This is a genomic window from Achromobacter xylosoxidans A8 (assembly GCF_000165835.1).
GTDB lineage: Bacteria > Pseudomonadota > Gammaproteobacteria > Burkholderiales > Burkholderiaceae_B > Achromobacter > Achromobacter xylosoxidans_B.
Window position 1 is genome coordinate 5,004,276 of record NC_014640.1, and the last position, 15,294, is coordinate 5,019,569.

Consider the following 15,294-nt stretch of genomic DNA (forward strand, 5'->3'; position numbering starts at 1 on the left):
GCTGCCATGACCAAGCAATCGACTTCCGCCGCCGGCACCGACACCTTCGACCCCATAGAAATGGAGGTCTTCAGCAACCGCCTGCTGTCCATTACCGAGGAGATGGGCAACACGCTGATCCGTTCGTCCTTTTCCACCAACATCAAGGAGCGCAAGGATTGCTCCGTGGCGCTGTTCGACGCCGCCGGCCGCCTGGTGGCGCAGGCGGCCCACGTGCCGGTGCACCTGGGATCGCTGTCCGGCGGCATAGACGCCGTGCTGCGGCGCTACGGCGCGGCCGGCGTGCGGCCGGGCGACGCCTTCCTGTGCAACGACGCCTATCTGGCGGGCGGCACGCATGCGCCCGACATCACCGTCATCACGCCCATCTTCCACGAAGGCGCGCTGCGCTTCTTCGCGGCCAACATCGGCCACCATACCGACGTGGGCGGCGCCGTTCCGGGCTCCACCTCGCACCATCTGAAGACGGTGTGGGAGGAAGGCATCCGCCTGCCCGCCATGCGCATCGTGCGCGAAGGCGAGCTGGACATGGACCTGCTGGAGATGATCGCGCACAACACGCGCGAACCGGACAACCGCATGCACGACATCCGCGCCCAGATCGCCACCAACGACAAGGGCGCCAGGCTGATGCTGGAACTGGTGCAGCAGTCCGGCCTGCAGACCGTGCTGTCCGCCATCGACAGCATCATGCTGTACACGGAACGGCGCCTGCGCAACCGCATCGCGCAACTGCCCGCCGGCACTTATACCTTCACCGAGCGCATGGACGACGACGGCATGGGCGGCGACCCGGTCACCATCCAGGCCAACGTGCAGGCGCGCGACGGCCAGCTGCACGTGGATTTCACCGGCACCAGCAAGCAGGCGCGCGGCGCCTTCAACCTGCCCGCCAGCGCCTTGAACGCCAGCGTCTACTTCGCCGTGAAGGCCATGCTCGACCCGGAGCTCATGCCCAACAACGGCCTGTTCCAGCCCATCACCATCACCGCCCCCGAGGGCACCATCACCAATCCGCGCTTTCCGGCGGCGGTGGGCGCGCGCGTCACGACCGCGCAGCGCGTGGCCGGCACCGTCATCGGCGCGCTGGGCCAGCTGCTGCCGCCCGACCGCGCCATGGCCTCGTGCAACGACGTCATGCCTTCCATGCTGTTCTCCGTACCCATGCAGGACGGCAAGGGCACCTTCGTCTACCTGGAGACGCTAGGCGGCGGCGCGGGAGGACGCGCGCAGGGCGATGGCATGGACGGCATCCAGGTGCACGTGACCAATACCTCCAACCTGCCTGCCGAAGCGCTGGAGATCGAATATCCGCTGCTGGTCGAGGAGTACGCGCTGGTCAACGATAGCGGCGGCGCGGGCCGCCATCGTGGCGGCATGGGCATCGCGCGCCAGATCCGCTCGCTGCACGACCAATTGATCTGCACCATACGCTGCGACGCCGCGCTGTTCGGCGCCGCCGGTTTGAACGGCGGCCTGACCGGCGGCACGTCCCGCGTCGTGCAGAACCCAGGCCGCGCGGACGAGCAACGCCTGCCCAACAAGATCGCCAGCCATCCCCTGGCCAGCGGCCAGTCCGTGCGCCTGGAGACGCCAGGAGGGGGCGGCTACGGCCTGCCCGCCGAACGCGGCGCCGCCGCCATCCGCAACGACGTGCTGGGCGGCAAGGTCAGCCGGGCCGCGGCCGAACGCGACTACGGCGCGGAGCGCGTGGCGCGCGCGCTGCAAGGAGACGCGGCATGAGCACGCCCGCCCCCGGGCCGCGCAGCGGCGGTGAATTGCTGGTCGCGCAGTTGCAGGCCTATGGCGTCGAGCGCGTCTTCATGGTGCCGGGCGAGAGCTTCCTGCCCTGCATCGACGCGCTCTACGCCAGGCGCGACACGATTGAAACCGTGGTCTGCCGCCAGGAAGGTGGCGCCGCCTACATGGCGGAGGCGCACGGCAAGCTGACCGGCCAGCCCGGCATCTGCTTCGTCTCGCGCGGCCCGGGCGCGACCAATGCCGCGATCGGCGTGCACACGGCAAGGGAAGACTCCACGCCCATGATCCTGCTCATCGGCCAGGTCGGCAGCGATACCGTCGACCGCCAGTGCTTCCAGGAAGTGGACTACCGCGCCATGTACGCGCCGCTGGCGAAATGGGTCGCGCAGATCGAACGGGCCGACCGCATCCCCGAGTACCTGGCGCGCGCCTGGGCGATCGCCACCGGCGGACGCCCGGGGCCAGTGGTCCTCTCCCTGCCCGAAGACATGCTGTCCAGTCTCGCCGACACGGCATTGGCTGCCCCGGCGGCGGCGCCCTGCTCCCGCCCCGCCGACGCGGACATGCTGCGCCTGCGCGATTTGCTGGAAGCCGCCGAACGGCCCTTGCTGCTGCTGGGCGGCTCGCGCTGGCCGGCCGCCGCGCGCGCCGCCGTGCGCGACTTCGCGCTGCGTTTCGATCTGCCCGTGGCCACCGCCTGGCGCCGCCTGGAGCTGTTCGACAACGATCATCCCAATTTCGTGGGTCAGGTCAGCGCCAGCATGCCTGCGCACCAGAAGCGCGCCGTCATGGACAGCGACCTGGTCATCGCGCTGGGCACCCGCCTGTGCGAGCCGACCACCATCAACTACGAATGGCTGGCCTCGCCCACGCCGCGCCAAACCCTGGTGCACATCCACCCCGACGCCAATGAGATCGGCCGGCTGTGCACGCCGGCGCTGGGCATGGTCGCCAGCGTCGAAGGCTTCGCCCAAGCCGCTGCTGGACTGGCGCCGACGCCGGGATGGCAGCCGCGCCGCCGCGGCTCTAAAGCGGCGGCCCCAGCCCCTGCGCTAGCGCCCACACCCGGCCCGCTGGACCTGAATGCGGCAGCGCGCCACGTCGCCGCCACCTTGCCCCGGCGCTCCTGCGTCACCGTGGGCGCGGGCAACTATGCGCTCTACGCGCACCGGCATATCGCCTTCAAGGGACCGGGCAGCCAGCTTGCGCCCGCTGTCGGCGCCATGGGCTATGGCCTGCCCGCAGCCATTGCGGCCAAGCTGCGCGACCGCGATGCCGCGGTGGTCTGCTTTGCCGGGGATGGCTGTTTCCAGATGACCATGCAAGAACTAGGCACCGCCGTCCAATATCGGCTGGGCATCGTGGTGCTGGTCTTCAACAACGGCCTGTTCGGCACCATCCGCTTGCATCAGGAGCGCGCTTACCCCGGCCGCGCGCTGGCGACGGAACTGGTCAACCCGGATTTCGCGCGGCTGGCGCAAAGCTACGACGGCTACGGCGCCGCGGTCGAGCGCACGGAGGATTTCGCGCCTGCCTATGACGCCGCGCTGGCATACGCCCAAGAGCACCGCATGCCAGCCGTCGTGGAATTGCGCTACGACGCCGACATCATCCTGCCGGACCGCACGCTGTCGCAGTTGCGCCGTACGGAGACCGTTGCATGAAACCGCTGCTGCACCGCGTGTCCGCGCCCGACTCTGCGCCGCTGCGCCTGAGCTGGAACGGCCTGCCTTTGCAAGCCCATCAGGGCGACACCGTGCTGACGGCGCTGCTACTGGCCGCGCAGCAACTGCGCGTCACCCTGGGCGAAGGCGCGCCGCGCGCCGGCTTCTGCCTGATGGGCGCCTGCCAGGATTGCTGGGTGCAGACGGCGGACGGCACGCGCCTGCGCGCCTGTTCCACCGCGGCCGAAGACGGTATGGAGCTGGTCAGCGCCCAGCCAGGAGAACTCGCATGCCGCTGAATCCGCCCGGCGCCGATGACACGCCGCGCATGGTGGTGGTGGGGGCCGGGCCCGCAGGCGTGCGCGCCGCGCAGACGCTGCTGCGCCACGGCGTGCGTCCGGTGATCGTGGACGAAGCCGCCTTGCCCGGCGGCCAGATCTATCGCCAGGGCGCAGCCCCGCGCGGCACGGCGCGCCAGCGCTATGGCTTCGAGTGGAAACGCGCGCAAGCCATCCACGCGGCGGGCGCGGACCTGGCTGCCCGCGCCGACTACCGCGCCGCCACCGCGGTGTGGAACGCCGCGCCGGGCAGCCTGGACCTGGTCCGCGACGGCGAGCTGGAAACCCTGGCCTACACCCGCCTGCTGCTCGCCACCGGCGCCACCGACCGCGTGCTGCCCTTCCCGGGCTGGACCCTGCCCGGCGTCTACTCGCTAGGCGGCGCGCAGATCGCGCTGAAAAGCCAGGGCTGCCTGTTCGGACCGCGCATCGTGTTCGCCGGCACCGGCCCCCTGCTCTATCTGGTCGCCTACCAATATGCGCGCGCCGGCGGCCAGGTGCAGGCCGTGCTGGACTGCGCGCCGCTGGGCGGCCAGGTCCGCGCCGCGCCGGCCCTGCTGAGCCAGCCCGGCATGCTGGCCAAGGGCCTGTACTACCTGGGATGGCTGCGCGCCCACGGCGTGGCCGTGCACCATGGCGCGCGGCTGGACGCAGCGCAGGGCGCAGGCCGCATCGAAAGCGTGCTCGCGACCCTCGACGGCAAGCCGCAAGCCATCGCTTGCGATGCGCTGGCGGTCGGCCATGGGCTGCGCGCCGAAACGCAGCTGGCCGACCTGCTGGACTGCGCTTTCGACTTCGACGCGGCACAGCGCGCCTGGCTGCCGCGCCGCGACACCGACGGCCGCAGTTCGACCACCGGGGTCTACCTGGCCGGCGACGGCGCGGGCATAGGCGGCGCCGTCCTGGCCGAGCTCGCGGGCGAACGCGCCGCGCTGGCCATGCTGGCGGATAGCGGCATCGCCGTCAGCGCCGCCAGGGTGCAGTGGCTGGCCCGCCGCCAAGCTCGCTGGGCGCGGTTCCGGCGCGGCCTGGACCAGGCCTTTCCCTTGCCTGGCGCAAACTGCGACGACTCGGTCATGGTCTGCCGCTGCGAGGAAGTGCGCGCCGGCGCGCTGCGCGCGGCGGCCGGGCAATACGCCATCGACGACCTCAACCGGCTGAAGGCGCTGACACGCATCGGCATGGGCCTGTGCCAGGGACGCATGTGCCAGGCGGGCGCGGCCGAACTGCTGGCCGACTGCCGCGGCCTGGCGTTGGCGGACATCGGCCGGCTGCGCGGCCAGGCGCCGGTCAAGCCGCTGAACCTGTCCATGCTCGGCAAGGCGCAACCATGAACCCACTGCATACGGAAGTCGCCATCATCGGCGCGGGCCTGGTGGGCGCCAGTGCCGCCCTGGCGCTGCGCCGCATGGGCGTCGCCACTACGCTGATCGACGGCGGCGCGAGCGGCGCACGCGCCAGCGGCGTCAACTTCGGCGGCGTGCGCCGACAAGGACGCTCGATCGAACAACTTTATCTGGCGCAACGCGCGCACGGCATCTGGTCGCGCCTGCCCGAACTCATCGGCACCGACGCGGAATACGTGCGCAGCGGCCACCTGAAACTGGCACGCACCGAATCCGACCTGGAAAAGCTTTGCGCCTACCGCGACAAGGTCAGCGACTTTGACCTGGGCCTGGAGATCATCGAGGCCGCCGAGCTGCGCCGCCGCTTTCCCGCGCTAAGTCCGGACCTTGCCGGCGGCTCGCTGTGCCCGCAAGATGGCCAGGCCAATCCGCGCCTGGTGGCGCCCGCCTTCGCCCATGCCGCCGCCCGCGCCGGCGCCCAACTGCTCGAACACTGCGCCATCACCCATGCGGATACCCAGGGCAGCGGCTTCCTGCTGACCGCCGCCGACGGCCGGCGCATACGCGCCGCCACGGTCATCAATGCGGCGGGCGCCTGGGGCGCGGCGGTGGCCCGGTGGTTCGACGACGACATGCCCTTGCAGGTCAAGTATCCGACCATGCTGGTCACCGAGCCGCTCACGCCCCAGATCGGCGTGTCGCTGGGCGTGGAAGGCGGCGGCTTCTATGCCCGGCAGGTCGCGCGCGGCAACGTCGTCATGGGCGGCGGCTACGGCAGCGCGCTGCCGGGAGACCGCAGCCGGCCTGGCCGCGCCGCGCTCGCCGAGCTAGGACGCGCCGCACCGACCGTACTGCCCGCCCTGGCTTGCGCCAGCGTGATCCGTTGCTGGTCCGGCATCGAAGGCTACTTCGCCGACAAGAACCCGGTGATCGGATTCAGCCCCCGGGTGCCGCAGCTGCTGCATGCCTTCGGCTTCTCGGGCGGAGGATTTCAAATCGCGCCGGCGGTGGGCGAGGTCATCGCCGAAATGGCGACGGGACGCGGCGGCTTGATGATGGCTGAAAAGTTCTCGGCCAGCCGTTGGGATGCTGCCCAGACGTGACCCCGGGCGGGCGCCGCGCGGCGGCTTGCGCGGCCGGTCCGCATCAATTGCGCTTGCTGATCGCCCTTGCCGCCCTGATCACCAGCGGCCCCAACTCCTCGCGCGCGCGCTCCAGCGACCAGCGCGGCTTGGGCACGGATATGTTGAGCGCGCCCAGGGGATTGCCCTGGTCGTCATGGATGACCGCGGCCACATTCAGGTCCCCGGCGTAGAACTCTTCGTCGGCATAGGCATACTGATCGCGCCTGGCCTCTTCGATCAAGGCGCGCAGCTTGCCTATATCGGTGGTGGTGCGCGGCGTGTGCTTGACGCACGTGATGCCGCGCAACTTCAGTTCGAGTTCTTCCGGCGGCAACAAGGCCCATAGCGCGCGCCCCGAGGCAGTCGCCACGCACGGTATCTGCGTGCCTACCGGCAGGTACTCGGGAATGTGCCTGGCTGGCGCCACGCGCATCACGAACACCATGTTGTCGCCATCGGGCACGGCAAGGTTGACGATCTCTCCGCACTCCTGGTTGACCTGGTGCAGCACCGCATGCGCATGCTGGAACAAGGGCTGCCGGTAAAGATAGCTGTAGCCCAGACCCACGGCCTTGACGGTCATGCTGTAGCGCTTGCTCCGCGGATCCTTGGCCAGGTAGCCGGTTTTCTCCAGCGTGTAGGCCACGCGCTGCGCCGAGCCGATAGTGATGCCGTTCTCGCGGGCCATCTCCTGCAAGCTCAAGGAGGCGTGGCCGCGGAAGGACTCCAGCACGGCCAGCCCTTTTTCCAGCGACTGGATCATCAAGGCGGAAGGTTCAGACATTCGGGTTCCGTGTGTATGGCTGGGAGGGAATTTTGTCCGCAAAAACCGGGAAAGCAAGCTGGCCTAGGGAAACCCTTACGTTGTGGCCTGGCCCCGCGAGCAGTATAAGAACACCCAGATTTATCGATATACGTATATTGTTATCGAATAGCGATAATTAAACAAATTGGGGTTTCATGCAAGCGTATCCATCCCATGACCCGGCGCTGGCCAACGCCAGGCCACAGGCCGCGAACGGCAGTTCAGACGCAGCCTCGGACACGGCGCTGCCTGCCGCTGTCGACGTCGCCATCGTCGGCGGCGGCATCATCGGCATCAGCACTGCCTACGCCCTCGCGCGCGCCGGGCTGCGGGTCGCCGTGTTCGAAAAAGGCACGCTGGCCTGCGAGCAATCGTCGCGCAACTGGGGCTGGGTGCGCACACTGGGACGAGACCTGCCTGAAGTGCCCCTGGCCCAGCGCGCGAACCAGCTGTGGCAGGAGATCCAGGCCACGGTGGACGTGGGCTTCCGCCGCAGCGGCATGTTCTACCTGCAGGAAAACGACGCGGACGCGGCGGGCCACCAGGCCTGGATCGACGGCGCGCGCGCGCATGGCGTGGATGCCCGCCTGCTGGATAACCGCATGCTGCGGAAAATGCTGTCGTCGACCGGACGCGCCTGGACGGGCGCCATGTACAGCCCCACGGACGGCGTCGCCGAACCGCAGTTGGCAACGCGCGGCATAGCCTCACTGGCCCGCGCAGCGGGCGCGCACATCCTGGAAGGCTGCGCCGTGCGCGGCGTGGAACGCAGCGCTGGCCGCGTATCCGCCTTGCTTACCGAGCGCGGCCGCGTCGCAACCCAGGCGGTACTGGTCGCAGCCGGCGCCTGGTCGCGGCTGTTCTGCGGCAACCTGGGCGCCGACTTCCCGCAATTGAAGGTCCGCGGATCCGTGCTGCGCACGACCCCGCTGGACACGGGCCCGTTGGCCGCCATCAATGGCAAGGATTTCACCTGCCGCAAGCGTGCCGACGGCGGATACTCGGTATCGCAGTTCGGCGCATCGATGGCGGACGTGGTGCCCGACACCTTCCGCCTGATGCCTCATTTCTTCAGCACGTGGCGCGCCAACAGCAGCTTCGTGCGGCTGCGCTTCGGCAAGCGTTTCTTCGAGGAACTGAAGATTCCGCGCCATTTCCCGGCTGATCGCGTATCGCCCTTCGAACGGCATCGCGTGCTGGATCCGTCGCCGTCCAGGCGCGGCGTGGAGCAGGCGTGGCACAGGCTGGTCCAGGCCTTTCCCGCCTTCCGCGCAGCGCGCATCGCGCAGTCCTGGGCCGGCTACATCGACGTCACGCCCGACGCGATGCCCGTCATGGACGCGGTGCCCGGGCTGCCCGGGCTCTACCTGGCTTCCGGCTTCTCGGGCCACGGCTTCGGCATCGGCCCGGCGGTTGGCGAAGCCATGGCGCAACTGATCCAGGGCCAGACGCCGGCCATCGATCTGCACCCATTCCGATACGGCCGCTACGGCACATGACGGCGGCAAGCCTCCGAACACTCATACAACCACAGGGGAATTCTTTCATGGATAGCCACAGCGTCGACCTGCATCGCCGCGCCACCGTCGTCGATGGCCTGGTCTTCTTCAGCGACGGCAGCACCCGCGACATGCTGACCGGCGGCGTCAGCGCCATCAACGTCACGATCAGCGAGATGGGTGCGGACTTCGAGCAGGCGCTGCGCGACTGCATGGCCTGGCGCCAGCGCTGCGCCGCGCCGGACTCGCCCTGGCTATTGGTGGAAAAGGCCGATGACATCGCCCGCGCCAAGCAGGCCGGCAAGCTGGGGCTCATCATGGGCTGGCAGAACGGCAAACCGCTGGGCGACCAGATCGACCGCGTCGCCCTGTTCCATGAATTAGGCATGCGCGTCATCCAGCTGACCTACAACGAAGCCAATCTGCTGGGCGACGGCTGCCTGGAAAAACGCAACGCCGGCCTCAGCGACCTGGGCGTGAAGATGGTCCAAGAGATGAACCGGGTCGGCATCGCCATCGACCTCAGCCACTGCGCGCCGCAGACCTGCCTGGATGCCGCCCATCACAGCAGCAAGCCCGTGCTGCTGACCCATGCCAACGCCAACGCCGTCATCACGCGTCCGCGCAACAAGTCGGACGAGGTCATCAAGGCGGTCGCCGCGACCGGTGGCGTGGTCGGCTGCAGCATCCACGCCTACCTGAGCTGGCGCGGGGATCCACGCCAGCAACCCTTGCTGTCGGACTTCGTCGCCAACGTGAAGTACATCGGCGAACTGGTCGGCTACGAGCATGTGGGCATCGGCACCGACTTCCCGTCCGTCGACACCTATGAGGCCGTGCGCCACGTGATGGTGATGTCGCGCACCAAGTACGCCAAATCGGGCGGCGACTTCTCCGATGCCTTTGGCGACGTCATGGAAGCGCGCTATCCCGTCGAAACGCCGACGCCAGCGCAATTCCCCGCGTTCACCCACGCGCTGCACCAGGCCGGGCTGACCGACAGCCAGATCCTGGGCGTGCTGGGCGGAAACTTCCAGCGCGTATTCGCGCAAGCATGGGCCGCCGCCTGAATCGAATGGAGACCACCATGACCCTGCGCCTGCACCGCTACTTCACCGCCGCGCTGGCTTGCGCGGCCCGCGCCTTGCCGCTCGCGGGCGCCGCCATCACGGCGCCAGCTGCCGCTGCCGCCCCCTATCCCGCCCAGCCTGTCCACATCATCGTGCCCTACCAGGCGGGCGGTTCCACCGACATCGTGATCCGCAAGTTCGCCGAACTCGCCGCGCCCGGACTGGGCCAGGCCATCGTCATCGAGAACCGCGGCGGAGCCGGCGCGACCATGGGCGCGCGCGCCATCAAGGCTGCTCGTCCCGATGGCTATACGCTGGCCGTCCTGCCCAGCCCGGTCTATCGCATGCCCCACATCCAGGACATGGGCTACGACCCTACGCGCGACTTCACCTACGTCATGATGCTCAGCGGCTACACGCTGGGCGTGGCGGTGCCTGCCGCCTCCCCGTACAAGACCTGGGCCGACTTCATCAGCTACGCCAAACAGCACCCGAATGAAGTCACCTATGGCACGGCCAGCGTCGGCAGCGCCTCCAACGTGATGATGGAAGACATCGCCAGCCGCAACGGCGTGACCTGGCGCCATATCCCCTACAAGGGCGAATCCGAGGTGCTGACCGCGGTGATCGGGGGCCAGGTCACGGCGTACGCCGGCTCGACCACCGTGCAGCCCATGGTGCAGTCCGGCAAGATGCGCATGCTGGTCACCTGGGGCGAACAGCGCAGCGCCCAGTATCCCGACACGCCCACCCTGCACGAAGTGGACGGCACGCCGCCGGCCAACGCGCCATTCGGCATCGCCGGCCCCCAGGGCATGCCGCCCGCCGTCGTTTCCAGGTTGCATGCCGTCTTCAAGCAGGTGGCCGAATCCGATGCCTTCAAACAGATCCTGACCCAGTACGGGCAGGAGCTGGTCTACATGGACGGCAAGGACTATGCCGCCTATGCCGCCCAGCAGTACGCCCTGGAAGCGGAGATCGTCCGCAAGCTGGGGCTGGCCGCCAACAAGTAAGGCGCCACGGCCCGGCTGCGCCGCCGCAGCCGGACCGATTCGGCTTGGGGCCGCGCACGATCCGACAACAGCCGGGGGCCACCAGGGCCTCGGCCAGCAAGAAGAGTCCAGGAGATATCCATGATTGTTCGAGCACTCGCCATTCTGCCTACACGCCGCCGCGCTCTCGCAGCCTTGTGCGGCCTGGCCGGCCTGCTGGCCGCCGCACACCCGGGCGCGGCGCTGGCCGAGGCATGGCCCGCCAAGCCGATACGCCTGATCGTCGGCTACCCACCCGGCGGCGGCACGGACACGGTGGCGCGCATGCTGGCGCAACAATTGGGCCAGGAACTCAAGCAGCCCGTCGTGGTCGAGAACCGCGCCGGCGCGAGCGGCACCATCGCGACCCAGCAGGTCGTGCGGGCCGAGCCCGACGGCTACACCGTGCTGTTCGCCACGGCATCGCCGCTGACCGGAGCGCCGCTCACGGTCAAGGACCTTCCCTACGACCCCATGAACGACCTGATCCCGGTCACCCGCATCGGCGGCGGCCCCTTCATCCTGGTCGCCAACCCGGGGTTCCCGCCCAACACGCTGCCTGAACTGGTGGAGTGCGCGCGCAGCCGCCCCGGAGAGGTCAACTATGCCTCGCCAGGCATCATGACCGCCAACTTCTTCTTCTCCGAGCAGCTGAACATGGATGCCGGAATCAAGACCACGAACGTGCCCTACCGGGGCAGCGCGGCGCTGCTCAACGACGTCATGGCCGGCCAGGTGCAGTACACGCTGGACACGCCGGGCACCACGCTGCCCTTCATCCGCAACGGCAAGCTGAAGGCGCTGGCCATCTTCAGCGACCAGCGCCTGGACCGGGCGCCCGAGATTCCCACCGCCAAGGAAAGCGGCTATCCGAACCTGGTCGGCGGTTCCTGGTACGGCCTGCTATTGCCCAAGGGCACGCCGCCCGCGATCGTCGATGGCCTGTACAAGGCCACCAAGACCGCCTTGTCCAGCGCCGACGTGCGCGCCGCCATGGAAGCGCGCGACGTGATGGTGGAAGGCAGCTCCCCCGACGAATTCCGCAGCTACCTGCAAGCCGAGTTCAAGCGCTGGCAGGACGTGACGCAAAAGCTGGGCATCAAGCCGCAATGATCATTTGAAGCCGCGCAGGCAAGCAGGAACCTCTTCCGACCGGAGACTTCGATGTCCAATTCCCCCCTCGCCCCCGACTTGACCGCCGGCAGCGCCCCCTCTTCCATGCGCCCCGCGCTGGCCGGCCTGAACCACATGATCTCGGCCGGCCACTACCTGGCCACGCAGGCCGGCATGGACGTACTTCAGGCGGGCGGCAACGCCGTCGACGCCGGCGTGGCGGCGGGCATCGCCTTGGGCGTGGTTCAGAGCGACATCGTCAACTTCGGCGGCGTCGCGCCCATCCTGGTCTACCAGGCCAAGACCCGCAAGGTGTGGAGCATTTCCGGGCTGGGCTATTGGCCCAAGGCCGCACGCCTGGAGACCTTCCTGGAAAAACACGCCGGCACGATCCCGGCGGGCGTGCTGCGCACCGTCATTCCGGCCGCGCCCGACGCCTGGATCACCGCGCTGGAACGATTCGGCACCATGGGCTTCGGCGAGGTCGCGGCCGGCGCCATCCGGCTGGCGCGCGAGGGCTTCGTCATGTACCCGCTGATGGCCGAGGTGCTGGCCGAAAACGAAAAGAACTACGCCCGCTGGGCTTCCAGCGCCGCGATCTACCTGCCTGGCGGCAAGCCGCCAGCGGCGGGATCGATATTCCGCCAGGCCGACCTGGCGCGCAGCATCCAGTACATGGCCGACGAAGAACGCGCCCATCGCGGCGACGGCCGGCAGGCCGGCCTGGCCGCCGCCCGCCGCGCGTTCTACGAAGGCGACATCGCCGCGGCCATCGTCAAGTATCACAAGGAAGCAGGCGGGCTGATCACCCACGAGGACCTGCGCGGCTTTTCCGTCGAAGTCGATCCGGCGCTGTCCACCGACTTCCACGGCACGCAGGTGCACAGCTGCGGCTTCTGGTGCCAGGGACCCTCGCTGCTGCAAATGCTGAACATTCTTGAGCCTTGCGATTTGCGCGGCCTGGGCCACAACTCCGCCCCCTATGTGCACCTGCTGACCGAAGCCATCAAACTGGCTTTTGCCGACCGCGAGGTGCACTACGCCGATCCGCGCCATGCCCAGGTGCCGCAAGCGGCCTTGCTGTCCAAGGAATACGCGCGCGCGCGGCTGGCCATGATCACCCGGGATCGCGCCGGTCCGGACATGCCGCCGGCGGGCGCGCTGCCCGAGGCGCGCGATATCGACCTGCGCGCCGCCGGCCCCGAAGACATGGCGCGCACGGATCCGCGCCTGGATACCTCCTACGTGGCGGTGGTGGACAGGGAAGGCAACGCCTTTTCGGCCACGCCCAGCGACGGTTCCTACAACGTCCCCGTCATCCCGGGAACCGGCATCTGCGCTTCCGGGCGCGGCAGCCAATCCTGGGCCGAGGCCGGCCACCCCTGCGCAATCGGGCCGGGCCGCCGACCGCGGCTCACGCCCAACCCCTCGCTGGCCATCCGGCCCGGCCAATACGTCATGCCTTACGGCACGCCGGGGGGCGACGTGCAGTGCCAGGCCATGTTGCAGACTTTCCTCAACATGGAGGTGTTCGGCATGGACGTGCAACAGGCGGTCGAGGCTCCGCGCTTTGCAAGCTTCAGCTTCCCCTCGTCGTTCGAACCGCACAACGCCATGCCGGGCCGGCTGATGATCGAAGACATGATCGCGCGCGGCGCGGGCGAAAAACTTGCCGAAATGGGTCATACCGTCAAATGGTGGCAAGGCCACAGCTGGCGGGCCGGCGCCGTTTGCATGGTCAGGCATGACCTGGACAGCGGCGTGCGCTGGGGCGGGGCGGACCCGCGCCGGCCGGCTTACGCGGCGGGGTGGTAAGTCGGCGCGGCGCCCCGAACGCACGCCGCTGTCCAGGCATGACGCCTGCTGCATCTGCCGAGCCGCCTGGGCGCCATGAGCGGGAACAGCGATTGCTGGTGAACGCCAGATACCCCACTAGATGCGCAGACCTGCAGGCGTATCTGCAACCAGTGCGCTTGCTGCGGAACATGCATATGGATCGCGAGGAACTATTGGCACAAATGATCGCCACGCCAGCGATCGACCGGGACTTCAATGACTGGCCCGAAGTATTGGCCAACTATGCCGAATGCCTGGTCGCGCTGCAGCCGAGGCTGCCGCCAGAGGAACTGGAAAGGCTGGTACGCGTCGGCGCGGATTTCTACCGCACGCTGGCGCGCGCCGAACAATACCGGCACATGTCTGTCTGGGACGAGCAGCAGCCCTAATGCTCAGCCGTACGTGTATGAGCGCCGGCGATATGCTTCCTTGACGTAGCGCTGGAGTTCGGCCTCGACCGGCGAGACCGTCGCCGCCGCTGGCTCCGCGTGAGGGTCGAGCAGGCGCCGCGCGGCTTCCAGCGTGCGCCGCGCCCTGAGTTCACCCTCGCTCAAAATCTCGATGGAAGGCGCCGTCGTTTCGCGTTCGAACTTGTCCATGACGCTACTCCTGTAAGTAAGGGGATGCAGCAGTCCGCTACATCAGCAAGCGGCGTGCCTGCGGCCTGGGCAGTTCACCCCGTGAGGCGATGGCTGCCGCAAAAAAAGGGCGGCCGATAGCCGCCCTCTTCATCACTTCCGATTTACCAATAGGGATCCTGGTTGTAGTACTTGTGCACGCTCAGCGCCCAACTTTCATCCGCCATCCTGGGCCAATCATCCTTGTCGAAACCCGGCGCGTTCTTCAACACCTCCTTGTCCACGTTCAGGATGAAGCACTTACGGTCCGTGTCCAGGGTCAATGCCGCCCATGGAATGGCAAAAAGCTTGTCGCCCATCCCCAAAATGCCGCCCCGCGACAACACCGCATAAGCGACTCGTCCGCGTGGCACATCTATCATGATGTCCTTGATGGATCCCAACCCCTCGCCCGCCGCGTTGACGACGTCGTTGCCCTCCAGGGTGTCCGCAGCCATGACTTCCGGGCCAGGCCCGGTTGCCGAGTCCTTGGGCCCGCCAACAATATTGGTTTGATGCTCCATGCGTTTCTCCTGTGCGGGGCCGATCCCCACGTTGAAATCCGATTGCGGCGGCACCCTGTGCGCCGATCCGGGACAAGTACTCCAGCAAGCGCCATGCCCATCGGGCGCCGCCCGCGCCCGGTATCTCCTAGTCATGTCAATGGGCACGGCGCTTGCGGATCGCATCCCGCTATCCCACATAGGAGCGTATTCATGAAAATCCGAGCCCTCACCTACGCGCTGGCCCTGTCCGCCGGACTGGCTTCGGCCGGTGCGCTGGCGCAGTCCGCCATGCCCACCTCGCCCTCCAACACCCCCAACGACGGCACTGCCGTTCCCCCGAACCAGCCCGTGCCTCCGGGACAAATACCGCCCGCGCCGAATGCGACGCCCAACACGCCGACCAATCCGCCCAATATGAACAAGGGCGACCACACCAAGTCCGACAAGCACACGACCGACAAGCAGGGCCGTCACCGCGAGGCCAACGACAACGTGCCCGGCACCAAGGGCGGCGGAGCCACGCCGCCTGCGGGATATCCCAACACCGGTGGCTCCAAGTAAGTCCGCCGCTGCAGCAGGACTGG

Annotated in this window: 15 protein-coding genes; 12 read left to right on the forward strand and 3 right to left on the reverse strand. The window is 68.3% G+C overall.

Features of this window, described 5'->3' with window-relative positions:
* Positions 1 to 6: 6 nt before the first annotated feature.
* The 5 genes from AXYL_RS23205 to AXYL_RS23225 are packed head-to-tail and all read left to right on the forward strand — an operon-like array spanning position 7 to position 6,212.
* Positions 7 to 1,743 (forward strand): hydantoinase B/oxoprolinase family protein, encoded by a 1,737-nt coding sequence (locus tag AXYL_RS23205; protein WP_013395307.1) that lies wholly within the window; start codon positions 7 to 9, stop codon positions 1,741 to 1,743.
* Entirely contained in the window at positions 1,740 to 3,425 is a 1,686-nt protein-coding gene (locus AXYL_RS23210; protein WP_013395308.1) for a thiamine pyrophosphate-dependent enzyme, read from the forward strand. Before AXYL_RS23205 ends, AXYL_RS23210 begins: the two co-directional genes overlap by 4 nt.
* Positions 3,422 to 3,724: a (2Fe-2S)-binding protein gene (locus tag AXYL_RS23215; RefSeq protein ID WP_013395309.1), complete on the forward strand. Its 303-nt coding sequence runs from the start codon at positions 3,422 to 3,424 to the stop codon at positions 3,722 to 3,724. The genes AXYL_RS23210 and AXYL_RS23215 overlap by 4 nt, the downstream gene beginning before the upstream one ends.
* Complete coding sequence (locus AXYL_RS23220; RefSeq protein ID WP_013395310.1) at positions 3,715 to 5,097, forward strand: FAD-dependent oxidoreductase; 1,383 nt, start codon at positions 3,715 to 3,717, stop codon at positions 5,095 to 5,097. The genes AXYL_RS23215 and AXYL_RS23220 overlap by 10 nt, the downstream gene beginning before the upstream one ends.
* Positions 5,094 to 6,212 carry an NAD(P)/FAD-dependent oxidoreductase gene (locus tag AXYL_RS23225; protein ID WP_013395311.1) on the forward strand — a complete coding sequence of 373 codons (1,119 nt, stop codon included), beginning with the start codon at positions 5,094 to 5,096 and terminating at the stop codon, positions 6,210 to 6,212. The genes AXYL_RS23220 and AXYL_RS23225 overlap by 4 nt, the downstream gene beginning before the upstream one ends.
* A gap of 43 nt (positions 6,213 to 6,255) precedes the next feature.
* Here AXYL_RS23225 and AXYL_RS23230 read toward each other — a convergent pair whose 3' ends face one another.
* Positions 6,256 to 7,017, reverse strand: coding sequence for an IclR family transcriptional regulator (locus AXYL_RS23230; protein ID WP_041654199.1), 762 nt, complete (start codon positions 7,015 to 7,017; stop codon positions 6,256 to 6,258).
* Between the two features lie 176 nt (positions 7,018 to 7,193).
* Between AXYL_RS23230 and AXYL_RS23235 the strand changes: the two genes are divergently transcribed.
* The 6 genes from AXYL_RS23235 (at position 7,194) to AXYL_RS23260 (ending at position 13,976) form a co-directional block, all read left to right on the forward strand.
* Entirely contained in the window at positions 7,194 to 8,537 is a 1,344-nt protein-coding gene (locus tag AXYL_RS23235; protein ID WP_013395313.1) for an NAD(P)/FAD-dependent oxidoreductase, read from the forward strand.
* 47 nt (positions 8,538 to 8,584) lie between these two features.
* Positions 8,585 to 9,607: a dipeptidase gene (locus AXYL_RS23240; protein ID WP_013395314.1), complete on the forward strand. Its 1,023-nt coding sequence runs from the start codon at positions 8,585 to 8,587 to the stop codon at positions 9,605 to 9,607.
* A gap of 17 nt (positions 9,608 to 9,624) precedes the next feature.
* A complete protein-coding gene (locus tag AXYL_RS23245) occupies positions 9,625 to 10,620 on the forward strand; it encodes a tripartite tricarboxylate transporter substrate binding protein (protein ID WP_148260628.1) in 996 nt (331 codons plus the stop codon).
* A 120-nt stretch (positions 10,621 to 10,740) separates the two neighbouring features.
* The gene (locus tag AXYL_RS23250; protein ID WP_013395316.1) at positions 10,741 to 11,751 is read left to right on the forward strand and encodes a Bug family tripartite tricarboxylate transporter substrate binding protein; all 1,011 of its coding nucleotides are present in this window, start codon (positions 10,741 to 10,743) and stop codon (positions 11,749 to 11,751) included.
* Positions 11,752 to 11,802: 51 nt separating this feature from the next.
* Positions 11,803 to 13,566: a gamma-glutamyltransferase family protein gene (locus tag AXYL_RS23255; RefSeq protein WP_013395317.1), complete on the forward strand. Its 1,764-nt coding sequence runs from the start codon at positions 11,803 to 11,805 to the stop codon at positions 13,564 to 13,566.
* A 176-nt stretch (positions 13,567 to 13,742) separates the two neighbouring features.
* Positions 13,743 to 13,976, forward strand: coding sequence for a hypothetical protein (locus AXYL_RS23260; protein WP_013395318.1), 234 nt, complete (start codon positions 13,743 to 13,745; stop codon positions 13,974 to 13,976).
* Positions 13,977 to 13,979: 3 nt separating this feature from the next.
* On the opposite strand, the gene AXYL_RS23265 is transcribed toward AXYL_RS23260, so the two are convergent.
* Together AXYL_RS23265 and AXYL_RS23270 are read right to left on the reverse strand one after the other, a co-directional pair.
* Positions 13,980 to 14,186, reverse strand: coding sequence for a hypothetical protein (locus AXYL_RS23265; protein ID WP_013395319.1), 207 nt, complete (start codon positions 14,184 to 14,186; stop codon positions 13,980 to 13,982).
* 143 nt (positions 14,187 to 14,329) lie between these two features.
* The gene (locus tag AXYL_RS23270; protein WP_013395320.1) at positions 14,330 to 14,728 is read right to left on the reverse strand and encodes a PRC-barrel domain-containing protein; all 399 of its coding nucleotides are present in this window, start codon (positions 14,726 to 14,728) and stop codon (positions 14,330 to 14,332) included.
* Between the two features lie 192 nt (positions 14,729 to 14,920).
* On the opposite strand from AXYL_RS23270, the gene AXYL_RS23275 reads away from it, so the two are divergent.
* A complete protein-coding gene (locus AXYL_RS23275) occupies positions 14,921 to 15,271 on the forward strand; it encodes a hypothetical protein (protein ID WP_013395321.1) in 351 nt (116 codons plus the stop codon).
* Positions 15,272 to 15,294 lie beyond the last annotated feature (23 nt).

Coding starts and splice junctions, on each gene's coding strand:
- AXYL_RS23205 (WP_013395307.1), top strand. CDS start 7: ATGACCAAGCAATCGACTTCCGCCGCCGGCACCGACACCTTCGACCCC.
- AXYL_RS23210 (WP_013395308.1), top strand. CDS start 1,740: ATGAGCACGCCCGCCCCCGGGCCGCGCAGCGGCGGTGAATTGCTGGTC.
- AXYL_RS23215 (WP_013395309.1), top strand. CDS start 3,422: ATGAAACCGCTGCTGCACCGCGTGTCCGCGCCCGACTCTGCGCCGCTG.
- AXYL_RS23220 (WP_013395310.1), top strand. CDS start 3,715: ATGCCGCTGAATCCGCCCGGCGCCGATGACACGCCGCGCATGGTGGTG.
- AXYL_RS23225 (WP_013395311.1), top strand. CDS start 5,094: ATGAACCCACTGCATACGGAAGTCGCCATCATCGGCGCGGGCCTGGTG.
- AXYL_RS23230 (WP_041654199.1), bottom strand. CDS start 7,017: ATGTCTGAACCTTCCGCCTTGATGATCCAGTCGCTGGAAAAAGGGCTG.
- AXYL_RS23235 (WP_013395313.1), top strand. CDS start 7,194: ATGCAAGCGTATCCATCCCATGACCCGGCGCTGGCCAACGCCAGGCCA.
- AXYL_RS23240 (WP_013395314.1), top strand. CDS start 8,585: ATGGATAGCCACAGCGTCGACCTGCATCGCCGCGCCACCGTCGTCGAT.
- AXYL_RS23245 (WP_148260628.1), top strand. CDS start 9,625: ATGACCCTGCGCCTGCACCGCTACTTCACCGCCGCGCTGGCTTGCGCG.
- AXYL_RS23250 (WP_013395316.1), top strand. CDS start 10,741: ATGATTGTTCGAGCACTCGCCATTCTGCCTACACGCCGCCGCGCTCTC.
- AXYL_RS23255 (WP_013395317.1), top strand. CDS start 11,803: ATGTCCAATTCCCCCCTCGCCCCCGACTTGACCGCCGGCAGCGCCCCC.
- AXYL_RS23260 (WP_013395318.1), top strand. CDS start 13,743: ATGGATCGCGAGGAACTATTGGCACAAATGATCGCCACGCCAGCGATC.
- AXYL_RS23265 (WP_013395319.1), bottom strand. CDS start 14,186: ATGGACAAGTTCGAACGCGAAACGACGGCGCCTTCCATCGAGATTTTG.
- AXYL_RS23270 (WP_013395320.1), bottom strand. CDS start 14,728: ATGGAGCATCAAACCAATATTGTTGGCGGGCCCAAGGACTCGGCAACC.
- AXYL_RS23275 (WP_013395321.1), top strand. CDS start 14,921: ATGAAAATCCGAGCCCTCACCTACGCGCTGGCCCTGTCCGCCGGACTG.